This window comes from Tenacibaculum litoreum (assembly GCF_964513915.1).
Lineage (GTDB): Bacteria > Bacteroidota > Bacteroidia > Flavobacteriales > Flavobacteriaceae > Polaribacter > Polaribacter litoreum.
The window spans coordinates 557,267-576,857 of sequence record NZ_CAZEQS010000002.1 but is presented as its reverse complement, the minus strand read 5'-3'; the positions used below and the strand labels follow the sequence as shown (position 1 = coordinate 576,857).

Annotated in this window: 20 protein-coding genes and 1 other RNA gene; 12 read left to right on the top strand and 9 right to left on the bottom strand. The window is 31.7% G+C overall.

Features of this window, described 5'->3' with window-relative positions:
• Positions 1-73: 73 nt before the first annotated feature.
• Both ACKTTR_RS04025 and ACKTTR_RS04020 read right to left on the bottom strand, forming a co-directional pair.
• Positions 74-1,558, bottom strand: a complete 1,485-nt coding sequence (locus ACKTTR_RS04025; protein ID WP_408026637.1) for a S8 family peptidase — start codon at positions 1,556-1,558, stop codon at positions 74-76.
• A gap of 171 nt (positions 1,559-1,729) precedes the next feature.
• The gene (locus tag ACKTTR_RS04020) at positions 1,730-2,728 is read right to left on the bottom strand and encodes a M28 family peptidase (protein WP_408026636.1); all 999 of its coding nucleotides are present in this window, start codon (positions 2,726-2,728) and stop codon (positions 1,730-1,732) included.
• Positions 2,729-2,795: 67 nt separating this feature from the next.
• On the opposite strand from ACKTTR_RS04020, the gene kdsA reads away from it, so the two are divergent.
• From kdsA to ACKTTR_RS04000, 4 genes are all read left to right on the top strand, one after another.
• Positions 2,796-3,614, top strand: a complete 819-nt coding sequence (kdsA, locus tag ACKTTR_RS04015) for a 3-deoxy-8-phosphooctulonate synthase (protein ID WP_408026635.1) — start codon at positions 2,796-2,798, stop codon at positions 3,612-3,614.
• A 39-nt stretch (positions 3,615-3,653) separates the two neighbouring features.
• Positions 3,654-4,604, top strand: coding sequence for a transglutaminase domain-containing protein (locus ACKTTR_RS04010; protein WP_408026634.1), 951 nt, complete (start codon positions 3,654-3,656; stop codon positions 4,602-4,604).
• Between the two features lie 100 nt (positions 4,605-4,704).
• Positions 4,705-5,601, top strand: coding sequence for a transporter family protein (locus ACKTTR_RS04005; RefSeq protein WP_408026633.1), 897 nt, complete (start codon positions 4,705-4,707; stop codon positions 5,599-5,601).
• A 148-nt stretch (positions 5,602-5,749) separates the two neighbouring features.
• A complete protein-coding gene (locus ACKTTR_RS04000) occupies positions 5,750-6,694 on the top strand; it encodes a transglutaminase domain-containing protein (RefSeq protein WP_408026632.1) in 945 nt (314 codons plus the stop codon).
• Positions 6,695-6,703: 9 nt separating this feature from the next.
• Here ACKTTR_RS04000 and ACKTTR_RS03995 read toward each other — a convergent pair whose 3' ends face one another.
• On the bottom strand, positions 6,704-7,072 hold the full coding sequence (locus ACKTTR_RS03995) for a DUF1801 domain-containing protein (RefSeq protein ID WP_408026631.1): 369 nt from the start codon (positions 7,070-7,072) through the stop codon (positions 6,704-6,706).
• Between the two features lie 78 nt (positions 7,073-7,150).
• On the opposite strand from ACKTTR_RS03995, the gene ACKTTR_RS03990 reads away from it, so the two are divergent.
• The 4 genes from ACKTTR_RS03990 to ACKTTR_RS03975 all read left to right on the top strand — a co-directional run bounded on the left by ACKTTR_RS03990 (position 7,151) and on the right by ACKTTR_RS03975 (position 9,976).
• A complete protein-coding gene (locus ACKTTR_RS03990; RefSeq protein WP_408026630.1) occupies positions 7,151-7,759 on the top strand; it encodes a hypothetical protein in 609 nt (202 codons plus the stop codon).
• A gap of 32 nt (positions 7,760-7,791) precedes the next feature.
• On the top strand, positions 7,792-8,088 hold the full coding sequence (locus ACKTTR_RS03985; RefSeq protein WP_330487346.1) for a winged helix-turn-helix domain-containing protein: 297 nt from the start codon (positions 7,792-7,794) through the stop codon (positions 8,086-8,088).
• Positions 8,089-8,145: 57 nt separating this feature from the next.
• Positions 8,146-9,531 (top strand): cell envelope integrity protein CreD, encoded by a 1,386-nt coding sequence (creD, locus tag ACKTTR_RS03980; protein ID WP_408026629.1) that lies wholly within the window; start codon positions 8,146-8,148, stop codon positions 9,529-9,531.
• Positions 9,532-9,595: 64 nt separating this feature from the next.
• The gene (locus ACKTTR_RS03975) at positions 9,596-9,976 is read left to right on the top strand and encodes a ribosomal maturation YjgA family protein (protein WP_408026628.1); all 381 of its coding nucleotides are present in this window, start codon (positions 9,596-9,598) and stop codon (positions 9,974-9,976) included.
• Here the strand turns inward: ACKTTR_RS03975 and ACKTTR_RS03970 are convergent.
• Together ACKTTR_RS03970 and ACKTTR_RS03965 are read right to left on the bottom strand one after the other, a co-directional pair.
• On the bottom strand, positions 9,956-10,171 hold the full coding sequence (locus ACKTTR_RS03970; protein WP_408026627.1) for a DUF3820 family protein: 216 nt from the start codon (positions 10,169-10,171) through the stop codon (positions 9,956-9,958). The genes ACKTTR_RS03975 and ACKTTR_RS03970 overlap by 21 nt on opposite strands.
• A 40-nt stretch (positions 10,172-10,211) precedes the next feature.
• The gene (locus tag ACKTTR_RS03965; RefSeq protein WP_408026626.1) at positions 10,212-11,420 is read right to left on the bottom strand and encodes an NAD(P)-dependent oxidoreductase; all 1,209 of its coding nucleotides are present in this window, start codon (positions 11,418-11,420) and stop codon (positions 10,212-10,214) included.
• Between the two features lie 229 nt (positions 11,421-11,649).
• On the opposite strand from ACKTTR_RS03965, the gene ssrA reads away from it, so the two are divergent.
• Positions 11,650-12,045, top strand: a transfer-messenger RNA (tmRNA) gene (gene ssrA / locus ACKTTR_RS03960).
• Between the two features lie 142 nt (positions 12,046-12,187).
• Entirely contained in the window at positions 12,188-12,712 is a 525-nt protein-coding gene (locus tag ACKTTR_RS03955; protein ID WP_408026625.1) for a hypothetical protein, read from the top strand.
• An 82-nt stretch (positions 12,713-12,794) separates the two neighbouring features.
• Here ACKTTR_RS03955 and rpsU read toward each other — a convergent pair whose 3' ends face one another.
• Together rpsU and prfA are read right to left on the bottom strand one after the other, a co-directional pair.
• On the bottom strand, positions 12,795-12,983 hold the full coding sequence (rpsU, locus tag ACKTTR_RS03950) for a 30S ribosomal protein S21 (protein ID WP_099215259.1): 189 nt from the start codon (positions 12,981-12,983) through the stop codon (positions 12,795-12,797).
• 312 nt (positions 12,984-13,295) lie between these two features.
• On the bottom strand, positions 13,296-14,372 hold the full coding sequence (gene prfA, locus ACKTTR_RS03945; RefSeq protein ID WP_330487365.1) for a peptide chain release factor 1: 1,077 nt from the start codon (positions 14,370-14,372) through the stop codon (positions 13,296-13,298).
• Between the two features lie 78 nt (positions 14,373-14,450).
• Here prfA and ACKTTR_RS03940 point away from each other — a divergent pair, with 78 nt between their 5' ends.
• Both ACKTTR_RS03940 and ACKTTR_RS03935 read left to right on the top strand, forming a co-directional pair.
• A complete protein-coding gene (locus ACKTTR_RS03940; RefSeq protein WP_408026624.1) occupies positions 14,451-14,885 on the top strand; it encodes a hypothetical protein in 435 nt (144 codons plus the stop codon).
• Between the two features lie 124 nt (positions 14,886-15,009).
• The gene (locus ACKTTR_RS03935) at positions 15,010-15,597 is read left to right on the top strand and encodes a hypothetical protein (RefSeq protein WP_408026623.1); all 588 of its coding nucleotides are present in this window, start codon (positions 15,010-15,012) and stop codon (positions 15,595-15,597) included.
• Positions 15,598-15,646: 49 nt separating this feature from the next.
• Here ACKTTR_RS03935 and ACKTTR_RS03930 read toward each other — a convergent pair whose 3' ends face one another.
• Together ACKTTR_RS03930 and ACKTTR_RS03925 are read right to left on the bottom strand one after the other, a co-directional pair.
• The gene (locus ACKTTR_RS03930; RefSeq protein ID WP_408026622.1) at positions 15,647-18,196 is read right to left on the bottom strand and encodes an adenosylcobalamin-dependent ribonucleoside-diphosphate reductase; all 2,550 of its coding nucleotides are present in this window, start codon (positions 18,194-18,196) and stop codon (positions 15,647-15,649) included.
• 178 nt (positions 18,197-18,374) lie between these two features.
• Positions 18,375-19,553 (bottom strand): AIR synthase related protein, encoded by a 1,179-nt coding sequence (locus ACKTTR_RS03925; protein WP_408026621.1) that lies wholly within the window; start codon positions 19,551-19,553, stop codon positions 18,375-18,377.
• Positions 19,554-19,591: the final 38 nt, after the last annotated feature.

Below are 19,591 nucleotides of genomic sequence, written 5' to 3'. Positions count from 1 at the left end.
AAAACTATACCTCATAAAAATACAAAAAGCCTCGTTTACACGAGACTTTTTTCTAAGGTTAGTTAATTGATTTTTATTGAACTGCTTTTAGAGCATCAATATTTCCATATCCAAACTCTGAATGTTTGTTCGGATAAAAATCTGCGGATTCTTTCATTTTTTGTAAAACTTGTTCTCTTGACCAACTTGGATGCTTTGCCCATACCAATGCAGCAATACCTGCTGTGGTAGCAGTTGCTACGGATGAACCTCCTACATAATTTGCTTGTCCATCATAATAACTCAATACAGGAATTTTATTATCCGTTCCGTTAGTTCGTTGCATTTGTACTGTAAAATCAATTTGTGATCCGGTATGACATACATCACACTTACTATACTGTCCTTCTTTAACACCTGTTACCGCAACAGTTTCAGACATACTTGCTGGAAAAATTACTCCATACCAAGTAGTAAACGAAGTAGACGTTCCTCCTGCTGCTAAAATCATCTTTCCTTTGCTATGTGCGTACTTTACTGCATCCGATACGTTACCAATACTGAACGGAGAACCTAATGACATAGAAATAACTTTTACATCACTTCTATTTGCCAATGCTGTTAACGCTTCAACAACACCTCTTTTTTCATGGTAATCATCAATTACTACATTTTCAACAGCTCTATACGTTACTAAGTTTGCATTATAAGCAACACCTACAGGTAAATTATCATTATTTCTTGGAGCTGTAGCTACTGCTGCCATTTTTGTTCCATGACCACACTTGTCATTTACTCCGTCATAATTATTAGACCATGCCCACCAAGAATCTACAAAGGTTCCATATTTCTGAACTATTCTTCCTGATGAATATCCATCGTTAAAATATTGATTCATCCATTTTTGCTCTGGTGATAAACCAGAATCAACCACCGCTACAGTTACACCTGAACCTGTACTATAATTCCAAGCTTGTGAAATATTGTGTGCATCGAAAGACCATGGTAATCTAGCACCTGGTGATACTGTACGATAATCACTCGTATTTAAAGTTACAGTACCATAGCCACATCCTGAAGAACCTGATGAATCTGATTTAGCTTGAGCAGTTGACTCTAAAAAACTATATCCTCCTGGTTCTATATAACGAACTCTACTGTCTTTTAATAAGATATTTATTGTTTCCTTGTTGGTAACTTTAATGTCTAATACATTAATATTTTCGTTTACATATAGTTCCGTTTCTCCTTTTGCTGAAGTAGGTTCAAAGCTTCTTACTAAGGCTAGTAACTCATTTTTAATATTAGCGCTTTCTTCACTCTTTGCATAGTTATTTTTTGAAGTACCGTAGCCTATAGTCAAGATATTTTCTCCATGATTCACTGCACTCCATATTGTATGAGCGTCTTGTGACATCCATTTAAAATCTCCTGTCTTTTGTAAAGATTCCTTGATTTTTGAATTGATTTCTTTTTTGGTAAGTAAATCTTGATCTTGTTTTATATCTAATGTTTCATCATTATTAGAACATGAGATCATAGTTAAAACAACCGTTAGGCTTAAAAGTGTTTTTTTCATTTTCGAAGGGGTTTAAATTAAAACTTTTCGAATATAGTAAAATTTTAATACAATTTTAACACTTTAATTAATTTAACTAGCAAAAAATTAACATTTTATTAAAAACACAATACCTAATCCCAATAAAAAAGGAGCTCATGGCTCCTTCTTTACTTTAAGTTTTCAATATGTTTACTCCATATTTACTCTAGTAGGTGTGTCTTTTCCTTCAATAATGCTTTGAGTTCCTCTAGCAACTGCTTTTACAGTTTCTGTTAACACATTCATATTTAAGGTTTCAGCCTCATCTGTTACTTTATGATAATCAGCATCAATATCAATTGGAGTGGTTGAAAATGTATGAGACGGCACCCCTAAACGTGCTAAAGAAGCATTATCTGATCGTAAGAACAATTGAAATTTAGGGTATGGATCTGGAAATAACTTATATCCTGACCCTTCTAAATTCTTTTGAATTATTTTTCCAAAATCCGATTTATCAAAACCAGTTAACCATGCAGTTTTTGGTCCTGTTTTAGGTTGTTTTCCTATTAACTCTAAATTAATTCCTGCTACAAATTTACTCGCATCAATTCCTTTTCCAAAGTACTCAGAGCCTACCAATCCCATTTCTTCAGCAGTAAAACATACAAACAAAATACTACGCTCATTGTTTCCCTTTTTAGCATAATATTCAGCTAATGATAATACACCGGTAACACCAGAAGCATCATCATTCGCACCATTAAAAATTCTATCCCCTTCTCCGTCTTTCTTTACCCCTAAATGATCGTGATGTGCAGATACAATAACAAACTCATCTTTTTTAGACTTTCCTTCTAACAAGCCTATAATATTGCTCATTTTAATACCCTTGTATTCAAAATTTTGACGATATGTAGTTAATGTATCAAAAGTTTTTAAACCAATTCTTTTGTATTCATTTTCTATATACTGAGTTGCTTTTTCCATTCCCTCAGTTCCTGGTTTTCTACCTTCCATTTCATCTGAAGCAAGTGTATATAAGTGTTTTCTTACTAAAATAGAATCAATTAACTCTTCTTTATTTTCTTTTTTCTGAGTTACCTCAACAGTATTCATAGCAACCTCGCTACTAGTATTTTTAGTTTGCTTACACGACAGTAAAATTGATACACTTACAAGTGTTAATGGATATAAAACTTTTTTCATTCTTTATTTATTTAAAAGCCTAAATATAGCCAATTTAATTTCTTAATTTTGTTGAAAATTTTTAAGGATGGCTTTAACTGATATTCCAAACATAAAACATACTGATTCAAACAACTTTTTCTTACTTGCTGGTCCTTGTGCCATCGAAGGAGAAGACATGGCAATGCGAATTGCTGAAAAAGCAATTACCATTACTGATAAATTAGAAATTCCTTATGTATTTAAAGGAAGTTTTAAAAAAGCGAATCGTAGTAGAATAGATAGTTTTACAGGTATTGGTGATGAAAAAGCTTTAAAAATTTTACGTAAGGTTTCTGAAACTTTTAATGTTCCTACCGTAACCGACATTCATGAAGTTTCTGATGCTGAAAAGGCAGCTCAATATGTAGATGTATTGCAAATTCCTGCTTTCTTAGTTCGTCAAACCGATTTAGTAGTTGCTGCTGCAAAAACTGGTAAAGTTGTGAATTTGAAAAAAGGACAATTTATGAGTCCTGAAGCTATGCAACATGCTGTAAAAAAAGTTCATGATGCGGGAAACCAAAAAGCATGGATAACTGATAGAGGTACTATGTTCGGGTACCAAGATATGATTGTTGATTTCCGTGGAATTCCTACTATGCGTGAATACGCTCCTACGGTATTGGATGTTACACACTCATTACAACAACCAAACCAATCAAGTGGTGTTACTGGTGGGCGTCCTGATATGATTGAAACTATTGCTCGCGCTGGTGTTGTTAATAATGTTGATGGATTGTTTATCGAAACTCATTTTGATCCTGCTAATGCAAAAAGTGATGGTGCTAATATGTTACATCTTGATTATTTAGAAGGTCTACTAACTAACCTAGTTACCATTAGAAAAACTATTAATAATTTATAGGCACAGTTTTTGTTTCATACAATCGTTTTTAGCCCATATATGAAACAAATTCTTTTTTTATTCTTTATAGTTACTACTATCGTAAGTGCACAAGACTTTTCTTTAATTGAAGAGAAAGTTAATAGTTACCCTAAATTTAGTGAAGTAGAACGTCTAGCTCAGCAGATCGCAAACGATTTTAAAACTGAAGAACAGCAAGTACAGGCTGCGTTTTATTGGCTTGCTCATAATATTAGATATGATTTAGAAGGATATTACAACCCGAAGCAAAAAAGAATTTCCTTTAGGTACAGGAATGAGCAAGAAAAATTAGAAAAGCTACAGGCTATAAAAGACGATATTGTTAACGAAACTTTATTGACTCGAAAAGCCATTTGTGAGGGATATGCGCAAACTTTTGCTAAAATATGCTCTATGCTTCAAATTGAGAATGAAGTTATAAAAGGATATATCAGAAATTCCTCAAACGATATAGCTAATCCTAAAACCAACTCAAATCATGCTTGGAATGCTGTTAAATTGAATGGTAAATGGATTTATATTGATGCTACTTGGGCAGCTGGAGTTGTAAATAATAACAGATGGCAACCTTTATTTAATGCATACTATTTCAACTTTCCAAAAGAAAAATATTTTAAAACACATTTTCCTGAAAAAAAACTTTGGCAGTTAAGAGTTGGTAGAATGGCTAAAAAAGACTTTTACAATCAGCCAATTTACGATGCATCTTTTTTACAATCTGACTTAGAGCTAATTTCACCTTTAAAAGGGACATTAAATAAAAACGCTACTATTGAACTAAAAATCAAAAACCTACATCCTAATCAATCAATTTTCTTAGGATATAGTGGATATCGATATGCTGTTAAACCTGATAAAATATCTACTAAAAATAATGTTACTACAGTTACAACAACTCCACTTGAAAATAGCAAACAGTTATTTTTAATTATAGATAAAGAGGTTATGCTTGAGTTTTTGATTGAATAATAATATCTTCTTCTTTTGGATTACTAAAACTATAAATCATAGATTTCTATGTAATGATTTAAAATAAATTCGACAAAGGGTGAAAACAAACTAATATCCCATGAAAAAATTAGACACCCTTCTATTCACATTTATTTTATTAGGAATATCAACAACCTCTTATAGTCAAGGTCTGTACGATGGCTTTACTCTAAAGAAAAACAGTTTATCTATTACTACTTCTTTTACCAAAAGTGAGTATGAAAAGTTTTATTTAGGTAAAACTAAACAAAACTCTACACCTGTTCATGAAAAAATTAATCAAAATATTTATTCTCTTTATGCCAAATATGGTATTACTGATCGACTTTCAGCTATTGTAAGCATTCCTTTTATTGATGCTACGAATACCAGTAATCAACCAGACCCTATAAACGGGTTAACTTCTATCTCTGAACTGCAAGATATTTCAATAGCTTTAAAATTTAATGCACATAAGTTTCAGTTTAAAAAAGGAGACTTAAATATCATAACTGGTATTACTACCGTTATCCCCACAGGGTATGAACCAAACGGAATATTATCTATTGGTAATGGAGGCTTCGGGTTTGATTTAAAAGCTGGTTTACACCTCAACACAAACGCTGGCTTTTTCTCTACCATTTTTGCGGGTTATAACTTAAGAGGAAATGCTGATAATAATTTAACTCCTGGTGGTGACTTTGGTGTCCCTAATGCCTTTACCACTACTGGTAAAATTGGTTATGCAAGTAGCTTTATTTATGTAGAAGCTTGGGTAGATTATTATAACTCAGAAGAAGGAGTAGACATTGGAAGTCCTTCATTTAAAGGAAACTTCCCTGAAACTGATATAGATTATAAAAGTGTTGGTGTAACTGTTTATAAAAATATTATTCCTAAACTAGGAATTGGTGTTGGTTATGGTAAAGTAATAGATGGTAGAAATATTGGTGAGTCTTCTACTTACTCTGTAAGCCTAACATATAATGTGCTATAATCAAACACAACTATTTACTAATAATAAAAAGAGCTTTTAAAAAGCTCTTTTTTGTTTATCTAATTGTTACTCTTTAAGAAATATAAGTTGTTCTTTCTTTTAGTTAGGTTATTTTTTATCTTTATAGCTACCCTAAATAAAATACGCTATGAAAAAAATATTAATACTTTTTATTCTTTTTAATAACATATCCTTTTCTCAAATATCTAAAAACAACAATTTAACTCCTTATCATCAGGTAAAGTCAACTAAACAATTAGCGCAACTAATTAATAATAATTTTAACTCAGATATAGATAAAACGAAGTTTCTTTTCTCTTGGTTAACTTCGAATATTCGATTTTACTCAAGTTCAAATAACTCTACCCTTAAAGAACCCGAACTTATTGTTTACTATAATAAAGATGATCTTAAAAGAAGAAGAAAAATTATTAATGATAAAATTGCAGAAAAAACAATTTTATCGAAAGAAGGTGTGTGTCTAGGCATCGCCATAACGTTTAAAAAAGTTTGTGATTTACTTAATATTGAAAACGAGTTAATTAAAGGGTATACTAAAACCTCACCTAACGATATAGGCTTAAAACCAAAATTTAAAAATCATGCTTGGAATGCAGTTAAAATAAGTAACAAGTGGATTTTAATTGATGCGACTTACGGAATTAAATTTGATTCTGAACTCCTCAAACAAGTACCTAATTTCAATTACTTTAACATACCTAAAGAAAAAATTAAACTGACACATTATCCTAGTGAAAAAAAGTGGCGTGATTATATACAACAAGTTTCTTTAAGTTCATTTAGTCTCTTGCCAATGGTTTGGGAATCTTTTTTAAGAAATGATGTAGAAATTGTGTCTCCTATCAATGGTAAGTTAAGTAATAATAAAAATGTTTTTATCACCCTAAAAAACTTACCTCAATATATTGATATTACTTATAAATATGAAAAAGAAAGTTTTTCTAAAATACCATTGATAAAAAATAGTGGAACTTTTACCAATATAGTTATTGATGATATTAAACCTGGAAACATACTTACCTTATATTTCAATAATAAGTCAGCTTTATCATACATTATAGCGTCTAAGTAAGTTAACACGTTATTTCCTCCAAAAACCTTTATGATTGTGTTTTGCTACCTCTTTTATAACTTGTAGTAGTATCTCTTCATTAATTTCTTCAATTGAAGTATAACGAAGTGATTTTACCACCGTTCTCCCTTCTGAAACTAAAAAGGCATCAAAATCCTGTAAAATACCTTTTGCCCAAAAACCAACATCTACAAATCCTTTTTTATGGGATGCATTCATGTAGCACAACTGTTTCCCGTTGATATAATATACAGGTATTTTCCACTTATACTTTAGTTCTAAATCCTGAAAATTACTTTCTATTAATACTTGTAAGTGCAGTAAAATAGACTTGAACGGCTCGGGTTGTTTGAGGATATATTCTTCGGCTGGTTTCATTCTTTCAAAAGTACATTAAAATTTTATTTGTTTGTTTCACAAAATTAAACTTACTTTGTTTTTCAAAGTTCTTTAAAAATGAGTTCAGAAGATTATTTAAAAGACATATCAGAAATAAAAAACCTAATGAATAAATCATCAAGATTTATATCATTAAGCGGCTTGTCTGGTATTTTAGCAGGAATATATGCCTTAATTGGAGCTGCTTATGCATATTGGTTAGTCAATAACAACTCAAACGGTTATTTGATGCTTGATGGAAAAATTTTCCAAATGGTCATCTTTGATTTATTATTAGTTGGCTTTTTGAGTATTACTACCGCTATCTTTTTAACCACAAGGAAAGCTAAAAAGAACGGTGAAAAAATTTGGGATGCTACCACAAGACGGTTATTATTAAACTTTCTTATTCCACTAGTTTCTGGAGCCATCTATATCATTATTATTTTAGGGCATCAAAAATATGGGCAAACTGGTGCTTTAATGTTACTTTTTTACGGATTAGCGTTAATCAACGCTTCAAAATATACTGTAGGTGATATTAAGTATTTAGGATATACTGAAGTTGTTTTAGGACTTATTGCTGCAATGTTACCTGGTTATGGTTTTTGGTTTTGGGTTATAGGATTTGGAGTTATGCATATTGTTTACGGTACTGTCATGTATTTTAAACACGATAGAAAATAAGAACTATTTTCATACTTTAAAATTTACTTTTCTTGAAAAACATTATTCTAAATATAAATAAAGCTTTTGATCATAGAATTAGACTGGGAATTATGTCTGTTCTTATGGTTAATGAATATGCTGAATTTACTACCCTAAAAGAATTATTAGGTGCTACAGATGGTAATTTGGCAAGCCATACTAAAGCGTTAGAAAAAGTTGAATTTATTAGGATAGAAAAACAATTTATTGGAAGAAAACCCAACACTAGATATTATGCTACTGAACTTGGTAAACTGGAGTTTAAAAAACATATTGATGCTTTAGAAAAACTGATTAAAAATAAATAACAATAATTTTTTTACTATTAAACTTTGAAATTCAAAGTTCTTTTAAAACAACAAACTATGGAAATATCAAACAAACAAAACGGAAGATTCGGAAAGTGGGTAAAAACATCAATCACAGCCCGAATGTTAATGATTGGATTTTTAATTCTCATCCTTTTAATTCCTTTATCTTTTATTAAAAGCTTAATTGTTGAGCGAATGAATCGACAGCAAGAAGTTGTACAAGAAATCAATCAAAAATGGGGTAAAGAGGTTTTATTATATGGTCCTATTTTAAAAGTTCCTTACAAAACCTATAAAGAGAAGTTTGTTAGAAATCAAAAAACAAAAGAAACTCAAACTGAGATCGAAGAAAAAATCAAGTATGCCTACTTTTTTCCGAAGAAACTAAATATCAAATCATCCATTAATCCTGAAGAAAAAAAACGTGGTATTTACAAAACTGCTGTGTACAATAGTAAAATAGACATTGATGGGAGTTTTACAACACCTGATTTTAGTGAAAAGGATATTAATGAAAAAGATATTATTTGGAACAAAGCTCGCTTAATTATTAAAACTTCTAATTTAAAGGGAGTAAACAATTTAGTTGAAATAAAACTGAATAAAAACAACTATGCTTTTACTTCTAAATATGAGGGTAATAATAGTAATGAAAAAGCCTACTACAACTATTTAAACCTTCATAAATTAGAAAGTAAATTTTTAAATGAAGAAGACCTTCCTAAAAAATCAGACACGAAATTTAGTCTATCACTAAGCATCAATGGTAGTAAACAAATTCGTTTTATTCCTATCGGGAAAGAAACAGCTGTTCATATAAATTCTGACTGGAAAACAGCTAATTTTATTGGGGAATACCTTCCTTTTAATTCCGACAAAATCTCTGATAATGGTTTTGATGCCAGATGGAAAATATTAGATATTAATAGACCTTTTTCTCAGCAATCTTTTACTGGAATTCCTAACTTAAAAGAATATGCTTTTGGTGTAAACTTTATGATTCCTGTAGATGAGTATCAAAAAAGTGAACGATCTGCTAAATATGGCTTTTTAGTTATTGGACTTACCTTCTTAATTTTCTTTCTAATTCAAACAATGAGTAAAATATCCATTCACCCCTTTCAATATTTAATGATTGGTGTTGCCTTAACCATGTTTTATACTTTACTTATTTCTATTTCTGAACATAGTAGCTTTTTAAAAGCCTATTTAATAGCATCGATAGCTGTGGTATTGCTAATTTCTTTGTATTCGAAATCAATTTTAAAGGGTGTTAAATTTCCATTGTTTATTGGAGCTTCCCTTACCACATTATATGCCTTTATTTTTGTAATTATTCAGCTTGAAAATTATGCGCTTTTAGTGGGCAGTGTTGGACTATTTATTATTCTTGCTTCAGTGATGTATGCTTCAAGAAAAATAGATTGGCAAAACGGTTAATTAGCAGTAATAAATAAGCAAACTATCATATTATGTATGTGGTAGTTTGCTTAAAAATATGAATATGAAATTCAATCGAAAACACTTCCTTACCTTTATCTTTCTTCTTCTGCTAGAAATTATAATAGCTCAAACTTCAGGATTTATAAGACATACTTTTGGTGACTTTTTAGTAGTTATCTTACTTTTTTATTTGGTAAAAGCGTTCTTCAACTTCTCTAACAAAACTATTGGGATTATAGTACTTATTTTTGCTTATGTAGTAGAATTTTTACAGTTAACTCCTCTTTTAGAATTTCTTGGTTTAGAAAATAACCGATTAGCAGTAATCATATTTGGTGCTACTTTTAGTTTTGTTGATTTGGTAGCTTATACCTTAGGAATTATCACCGTTTTACTTTTAGAAAAATTTTTAACTCGTAAATTATCTTCTAATCTTTCGTAAAATATCTTCTAGTCCGTTTAACTTCAATTCGTAAACTAGCTCTAACATTGTGCCTAGTTTTCCTTGTGGAAATCCTTTGTTTTTATACCAAACAATATAATATTCAGGAATTTCAATTAAATACGTTCCTTTATACTTACCAAAAGGCATTTTCATGTTTGCTGTGTCGATTAAAAACTGTTTGTCTGGTATCATCTTAAATAAAAAATCCCGCCGAAGCGGGAGTTAATGAGTGTTATTCTTTTCCGTCTACGTAATCTTGCAAATATGCATAACGTTCGGTTAATTTACCAGTATTTGTTGTCATTTTTGCACGAGCTAAAATTCCGTCTTTATCATCGTTGTAAAAAGCAGGAATTACATGCTCTAAAAACATCTCTCCAAAACCTTCACTTGCATCTTTTGGCAACTCGCAAGGTAAATTATCAACTGCCATTACCGTGATAGCTTTTTCATCTTTAAAGTCAATTTCTGATTCTGTTTCTGGGTTATAACCATAAATAGGATCTGCAATTGTTGATGCACGAAGTGTTGTAGCTACTGGTCCATCAATATCACATGAAATATCTGCTACATACTTTATTCTGAACTCAGGGTGTTTTGCATCTTCACGTGTAAATAAATACGGTGCTCCATCTCCATAAAAATGTCCCGCTATAAAGAAATCGGTTTGTTTCGCATAAGCCATAAAATTACTTTCATATCCAGTTGGATCTTTATAAAATTCAAACTTATCTCCTACTTTACCATCTTTTCGTTTTGCGTACTCCATAACATCTGCTATGCAATACACAGGCTCTGTAAATTCTGACGTTAAATACAATGCATCACTTACTTGCTTAATTTGTAAATGATCTAAAATTTCTTGGGCTCCTTTTGCTACTTTTCCAGTTCCAGTCAATAAAATTTTAATGCTAGGTAGGCTAATTTTATCCAACTCTGCCTTTACAGCATCTAAATCTGCTAAGGTTTCTACTTTCGGTAAAGTAAACAACCCTTCTCTTATTCCTATTGCTCTAAAACCATTATAAGCACCTACCAAACCTGCATAACGACCAAAACCAATTAAACGTGCTCCGTTTTCTTTAATAATTGTTTCATGGTCAAACATTTCTATATTTCTCTCAAGCATTGCTTTTAACAACTTACGATTGTATGGCTGTTTTTTAATGGTATGGCTAAAGAAAAAATATTTTTTATTGGGAATTAAACTGTCTACAGGTACTTCTTTCACTCCTAGTAATACATCACAATCAGAAATATCATTTGTTACTTCAAAACCTGCTTTTTTATAAGCTTCATCAGAAAAAACTCGGATATCAGAACTTTCTACCACTATTTCTGCTTGAGGAAACTGTTGCTTAAACTCTTGCAATTTTTCTGGAGAAAACACGACTCTTCTATCAGGTGGATTTTTACGTTCTTTTATAATTCCGAATTTCATAATTGATCTTGTATTAAAATTAAACAATTTTACATATAATGTTATAGTTTATAACAATTGCAGCGAAAATACTTGTTTTAAAATGATTGTACAAGTAGTATTTTTTTATATTTGCATTCTCTTGTTTCGGCAATATTGATTTATAGTACTGCTAAACGAAATTGCATAGAATTACAAAGATTATCTGGTATATTTTTTGCAAGGATACTTATAGCATCTTTGACATATTGGGGACGACTGGTTTTGACAGCAAGACTAGTGAAAATGTAAGCATACCGAGGAGTGAAATGACAACTCGTTAAACTTATTTCAAACATTTAAACGGCGAAGATAACTACGCTTTAGCTGCTTAATCTGAATTAATAGTAAGATAGAGCCTCGGCGCACAAGGTGCGCAAGCTGAATGTCCACGAAAAGCCTTGGTTTACGGCGTTTCACTTTTGGGCATCGTAAAAGTAAACATAGAAAACTTAGGGCTTCGATAGGTTTTCGAAACTAAAGAAGATAAGTTAAGATTGGGCAGTTTTTGGTCAGGTCTTAATCGAAAATTAAACAAAAACTAAGTATGTAGAAAGCCTTTGAGCTACTTGTTTGGACCCGAGTTCGATTCTCGGCGTCTCCACAAAAAACCTCGTAAAACACTGATTTCACGAGGTTTTTTCTTTTTACTTATGGTTTTAGTGATATAACAAGTTTTATTTTATATTTACCTTACAAAAGTTATAATTAACTTTTTTCACTATAATAAATTGTTATAAGCAAAAACCATGCATACAAAAATTGATGAAGAACTACGTCAGTATAAACTTTATAAAATTCAAGAAACCGAATCTAAATTAAGACGTTTTAAAAAAGTTTATAAAAAAATTAAAGAACATGTATTTATAAAGCTTTCTAAAAACATCTCTTCAAACATAATTAAGTTTTCAGTTTATATAATTGGAATATCATTTTTATTAATTGGCTTAGTTTCATTTTTTCCTAATGAAATTTTAACCTTTTTAGAATCTAACGGAAATTTGTTTTCTTCAGAAGAAAAAGAAGCTTTCACTAATTTAATAAATATTAGTAAGTACTTTTTTTTAAGTCTTTCCATCTTATTTAGCTTTGTTGGCTATTTACTAAAACTAAACAATCAAAAACGCAGTTACATTTATGATTTATCTATACTTTTAGAAGAAGTTATGGATTATATGGAAAACTCTGTAACCGAAGATAAAAAGAAATATGAATATTTTGTTGATAGTATTGCTGAAAAAGATAAAATCATTAGAAAAGCGCAGAATCAATAATAAATTTCAAAAATAATTATCTCATATAACAAAAAAGCGCAACCAAATTGGTTGCGCTTTTGTATTTTATATAGCTATACTACTATTCTTCTTTAAATAACTGCTCTTTATAAGCCGCTTTTTGAATTTGTGCTCTTCTAGTTACAGAAGGCTTAGTGTATTGCTTTCTTTCTCTTAACTCTTGTAAAACTTTTACATTTCTAAATTTACGCTTGTAACGCTTTAAGGCTCTATCGATATTTTCACCTTCTTTTACAACTATTCTTAACATACTATAAGGTTTTATTATTAGACATACTTTAAGTCATATAAATTACAGCGCAATACTACACATAGCATAAACTATGATTTACATGATAATTATTTTAGATTAAAAATTCTATTGAAAACGCTTTGTAAAGCAACTGAAGACTATGGAATCTGGTGATAACAGAAGATAGTATAAAGACTTGTAGATTTTCTCCTAAAAGGACAGAACATTAATACGCCGCAAAGGTATGTTTTATTTATCGGCTCTACAAGGATTGTGAGTAGTAATTCTTTTATGATAAAAAAGGCGTTACCAAATGGTAACGCCTTTTTGTTAAATAGTTTCTCCTAGTTCTTTTAACTTAGAAGTATTTTCTGCGAGCATTAACTCGTCTATTATCTTTTGAATATCTCCGTTTACAATATTAGATAAATCGTATAAGGTTAATCCAATTCTGTGGTCTGTTACACGTCCTTGAGGGTAGTTATACGTTCTAATTTTTGCAGAACGGTCTCCTGAAGTTACCATCGAACCACGTTTTGCAGCATCTGCTTCCTGCTTCTTCGCCAACTCCATATCGTATAAACGAGAACGTAATACCTTAAACGCTTTCTCTTTGTTTTTATGCTGCGATTTTTGATCTTGACATTGCGCCACTAATCCTGTTGGAATATGGGTTAAACGCACCGCTGAATAAGTCGTGTTTACCGATTGACCTCCTGGTCCTGATGAACAGAAGAAATCGATACGTACATCTTTTGGGTTAATTTCTACATCAAACTCTTCTGCTTCTGGGAATACCATACAAGTTGCTGCCGATGTATGTACACGTCCTTGAGTTTCTGTTTGAGGTACACGTTGTACACGGTGTACACCTGCTTCAAACTTTAAAGTTCCATACACATCTTCTCCAGTAACCTCAAACTGAATTTCTTTAAATCCACCGTTCGTACCTTCAGAAAAATCTACTGTAGAAACTTTCCATCCTTTGCTTTCACAGTACTTGGTGTACATTCTAAACAAATCACCCGCAAAAATACTCGCTTCATCTCCACCAGTACCTGCACGTAATTCTACTACCGCATTTTTTGAATCTTCTGGATCTTTCGGAATTAGTAAAAACTTAATCTCTTCTTCCAATTGTGGAATTCGAGTTTTCGCTTCGTCCATTTCCATTTTAGCCATTTCAACCATTTCAGCATCCGATCCGTCAGCGATGATTTCCTTAGCTTCTTCTATATTGTTTAATAAAGTTTCGTACTCATCTGCCTTTTTAACAACCTTTCCTAAATCTTTATATTCCTTATTTAATTGTACATAACGTTTCTGATCAGAAATAACATCTGGTTGGATAATTAAGTCTGATACTTCATCATAACGTTGTTTAACTATCTGTAATTTATCTAGCATAGTATCTTTTCTTGGGGTGCGAATTTACGATTTTTTATCGAATTTTATTCATATCTTTAATTCATAAAGGCTTTTGTTATGCGAATTTTAATCTTATTTTTCACTTGTATACTACTTTTTTCTTGTCAACAAGAAAAGAAAATAAAAAAACCAACTTGGTTGTTTGGTACATGGGAACGTATTAATAACGAAGCTGATAAAAAAACTTACGAGTTTTGGTATGATGATTTTTCTGGAATTGGTTTTACTTTGCAAAAACAAGACACCGTTTTTAAAGAGGTTTTACACATCGTTACTAAGAATGATTCTCTTTTTTTACAAGTTACAGGAGTTAATGAAACCCCTACCTTCTTTGCTATTACTCAACAAACAGATACTTCTTTTACTGCGGAAAACAAACAAAACGAATTCCCTACTTCTATTCGTTATTGGAAAGATAAAAATCACCTAAAAGCTACAGTTGCCAACGATGAATTTTCGATTGATTTTGTGTTTAAAAAGCTAAATAACTAAGTAAAGCAAGGAAAGACATTTTATATTCACTCTTTTTTACAATTATTGACACTTCTTTTACTTTTTTTTGACACTTTTCTTCAATTACTGCAATAGTTTTACTCAGAGTTAAAAAACGCATACAATGAAAAACAACTTTATTGCTCTCGCTTATTTATTATTTCTTTGCTCAATAAACCTTTACGGTCAAGAAACTAAAGAAGTAAACTTAATTAACCTTGACGGTTCTTGGGAGAAGGAAATTTTCAAGTTTCCTATAAGTTTCGCTCCTAGTATAAACTATCAGGGTTATGAGGAAGCTCGGTTTCCTCCAATAGGTTGGTCTAGCGTACATCACCCTAACTTTTGGTCGTACACTTTTGCTTGGAGCATTGACAAAAAATCACAAATCACCACAAATGACTTAGAAACTGACCTACAAAAATATTTTGATGGTTTAATGAAAGTACATACATCCAAAGAATTAAAAGAGCATAAAACTGTTGCTTTATTTATAAAAAAAGAGCGTGCCCTTTTTGTAGGAAAAATTAAAACTTACGATCGATTTACTACTAAAAAGCCAATTAGTTTAAACGTGTTAGTGGAAAGTCATTTTTGTAAAAAGCAAGAAAAATTAATACTCTTATTCAAGTTTTCTCCAAAAGACTTCACACATCAAACATGGGAAATGCTAGATAGAATTACACTTGTAAATAATTATTGTAATCAATAGCAAAAAAAACCCTCAGGCTTTACTGAGGATTTATAAGCTATACTATTTTTTATCCGCATTTGGATGTTCCGCAATCATTACACGTTAAACAGCCTTCTTGATACACCAAATTATCTGATTTACAATTTTCACACGTTTGCCCCTTTACTTTTGTACCATCTTCAACATAACGCTTTAAGGCTCTTACTACACCATTTTTCCAAGTATTAATCGATTCACTATCTAACTGTAAACTCTGAATTAGTTTTACTATTTTATCAATTGGCATTCCATGACGTAGGGTTCCTGAAAACAACTTAGCGTAATTCCAAAATTCTGGATTAAACTTATGTGATAATCCTTCTATTGTAGTTTTATAACCACGTTTATTTTTATACTGAAAATCATAACGCGAACTTCCATCTTCATTTCTGTTTTTTATAATAAAACCTTTTTCTACCCAACGTGGTAATAAAATTCCGTCTTCATCGTCAGCTAAACCAGTAAAAATTTCATACGGTTTGTCATCCACTAACCCAATAAAAGCAATCCATTTTTCTTTTTGGTTTTGAAAACGAACTACATCTGCTTCTAACACTTGTGGGCGCTTGATTGGAAATGATGTCAACTTATCATTCTGCTCTTTTTTCTCATCATTTGCTATCAACACCCCCGATCTTGATCCATCTCTATACACCGTAACTCCTTTGCAACCTACCTCCCAAGCTTTTAAATACAACTCTCCTACCAACTCTTCGCTAACATCGTTCGGTAAATTAATAGTTACACTAATAGAATGATCCACCCACTTTTGTACAGCTCCTTGCATCGTTACTTTACTCAACCAGTCTACATCGTTAGAAGTTGCTTTGTAATATGGCGATTGCTTTACCAACTTATCTAACTCTTTTTGTGAAAAATTTTTAGAAACGTCAATCCCATTTACTTCCATCCATTGTTTAAATCGGTGATGAAAAACCACGTATTCCTCCCAAGAATCTCCTACCTCATCTACAAAATCTACACGTACTCCTTTATCATTAGGATTAACTTTTTTCCTACGTTTATATACAGGCATAAATACTGGCTCTATCCCTGAAGATGTTTGTGTCATTAAACTCGTAGTACCTGTTGGAGCAATGGTTAGTAACGCTATATTTCTGCGCCCATACTCTAACATTTCATAATACAACTTGCTATCAGCTTCTTTTAAACGTAAAATAAACGGATTGTTTTTTTCTCTTTCTGCATCAAATATTGAAAACGCCCCTCTTTCTTTAGCTAAGTTTACTGACGCTCTATATGTTTCTATTCCTAATGCTCTATGGACTTTTACCGAAAACTCATTTCCTTCTTTGCTTCCATATCTAATTCCTAATGCTGCCAACATATCTCCTTCAGCCGTAATTCCAATTCCTGTTCTTCTTCCTTCATAGGCTTTCTTCCTAATATTTAGCCAAAGGCTTTTCTCTGTCGCTTTTACTTCATCTAACTCTGGGTCTGCATCAATTTTCTCTAAAATTTTATCTATTTTTTCTAATTCTAAATCAATAATATCATCCATCATTCGCTGAGCAATGACAATATGCTTTTTAAACAGTTTAAAATTAAAAGTTGCCTTTTTGGTAAACGGGTTTTCTACATATGAAAACAAGTTAATTGCTAACAGACGACACGAATCATAAGGACATAATGGAATTTCTCCACAAGGATTGGTTGATACCGTTTTATAACCTAAATCGGCATAACAGTCAGGTACCGATTCATTAATTATAGTATCCCAAAACAAGATTCCTGGTTCGGCAGATTGCCATGCATTATGCACTATTTTTTTCCATAGTTCTTTAGCTTCAATCGTTTTTGAATACTTCGGATTTTTACTGAAAACAGGATATTTCTGCGTATACGTATCTCCTTTTTTCACTGCTTTCATAAAAGCATCGTCTATTCTTACTGAAACATTAGCTCCAGTTACTTTTCCTTGTTCTAGTTTAGCATCAATAAAGTCTTCTGAATCTGGATGATTGATAGACACCGACAACATCAATGCTCCTCTACGACCATCTTGGGCAACCTCTCGTGTTGAGTTTGAATAACGCTCCATAAACGGAACAATTCCTGTGGATGTTAATGCTGAATTTTTTACGGGTGAGCCTTTTGGTCTTATATGTGATAAATCGTGTCCTACACCTCCTCTTCTTTTCATGAGCTGTACTTGCTCTTGATCTATCTTCATAACACCTCCATACGAATCTGAATCTCCTTCGTTTCCTATTACAAAACAATTAGAAAGTGATGCTATTTGAAACGGATTCCCTATTCCTGCCATCGGACTTCCTTGTGGCACTATATATTTAAAGTTTTTTATTACTTCATATATTTCTGATTCTGTTAGCGGGTTTGCATATTTTTTTTCAATTCGTGCAAGTTCTTTGGCAATTCTACGATGCATATCATCTGGAGTACTTTCGTAAATATTTCCTTCAGAATCTTTTAACGCATATTTATTTAACCAAACGCTTGCTGCCAAATCATCGTTGTTAAAATAAATAAGTGAAGCTTGTAATGCTTCGTCTCGTGTGACTACTTTTTTAGGTGTGCTGTGTGTTGTTGATTTCATTGTTTTACTGAGAATTTAGCGATTAATAAGACACTTATAAAACAACTCAAAAAAAACAACTTAAAACATGATTAAAGTCATAAAGTCAACCAAAAAAAAATGTAAAAAACTAAAAATTAGCTTTTTACATTTTTACCAACATAAAAAAGTTGTTATTTTATTTCTTTTTTAAGAAAATTTAATACTCAAAAGTTCCGAATTCACTTTTAATAGTTAGTTGCTTTTTATCAGATTTTTCTACCCTACCAACAACCTGTGCATTTACATTGAACGATTTTGAAATTGCAATGATATCTTCTGCTACTTCAGGAGACACGTATAACTCCATTCGGTGTCCACAGTTAAATACTTGATACATTTCTTTCCAATCTGTTTTTGATTGCTCTTGTATCAATTTAAATAATGGCGGAATTGGAAACATATTATCCTTTACAATATGTAGATTATCTACAAAATGTAAAATTTTAGTTTGTGCTCCTCCAGAACAGTGAATCATTCCATGTACCTCTTTCGAAGAGAATTTTGATAAAATTTCTTTGATAATTGGCGCATAGGTTCTTGTTGGTGACAACACTAACTTACCAGCGTCAATTGGTGAATCTGCTACTTCATCTGTCAATTTTGTATTTCCTGAATACACTAAATCAGACGGTACTGAAGCATCAAAACTTTCTGGATATTTCTCTGCTAAATATTTATGAAATACATCGTGACGTGCAGAAGTTAATCCGTTACTTCCCATACCTCCGTTATATTCTTTCTCGTAAGTAGCTTGTCCGAAAGATTCTAAACCAACAATTACATCTCCTTCTTTGATGTTTGCATTATCAATTACATCAGCACGCTTCATACGAGCAGTTACTGTAGAATCTACAATAATGGTACGTACTAAGTCTCCTACATCAGCAGTTTCTCCACCTGTTGAATGAATCGTAACTCCGAATTCTTTTAATTCAGCAATCAACTCTTCTGTTCCATTGATAATTGCCGATAAAACTTCTCCTGGAATATTGCTTTTGTTACGCCCAATCGTAGAAGATAACATAATATTATCAGTAGCTCCTACACACAATAAATCATCAATATTCATGATTAAAGCATCTTGAGCAATACCTTTCCATACCGAGATATCTCCTGTTTCTTTCCAGTACATGTATGCTAAAGAACTTTTCGTTCCTGCTCCATCTGCATGCATGATTAAACAATAGTCCTCATCGTTCGTTAAATAATCTGGAACAATTTTACAGAAAGCTTTTGGAAATAATCCCTTATCAATATTCTTGATAGCGTTGTGTACATCTTCTTTAGATGCCGATACTCCGCGTTGTGCGTAGCGTTTAGATACTTCGTTACTCATGTGTTGTGTTGTTGTTGCCGCGAAATTACTTTAAAAAC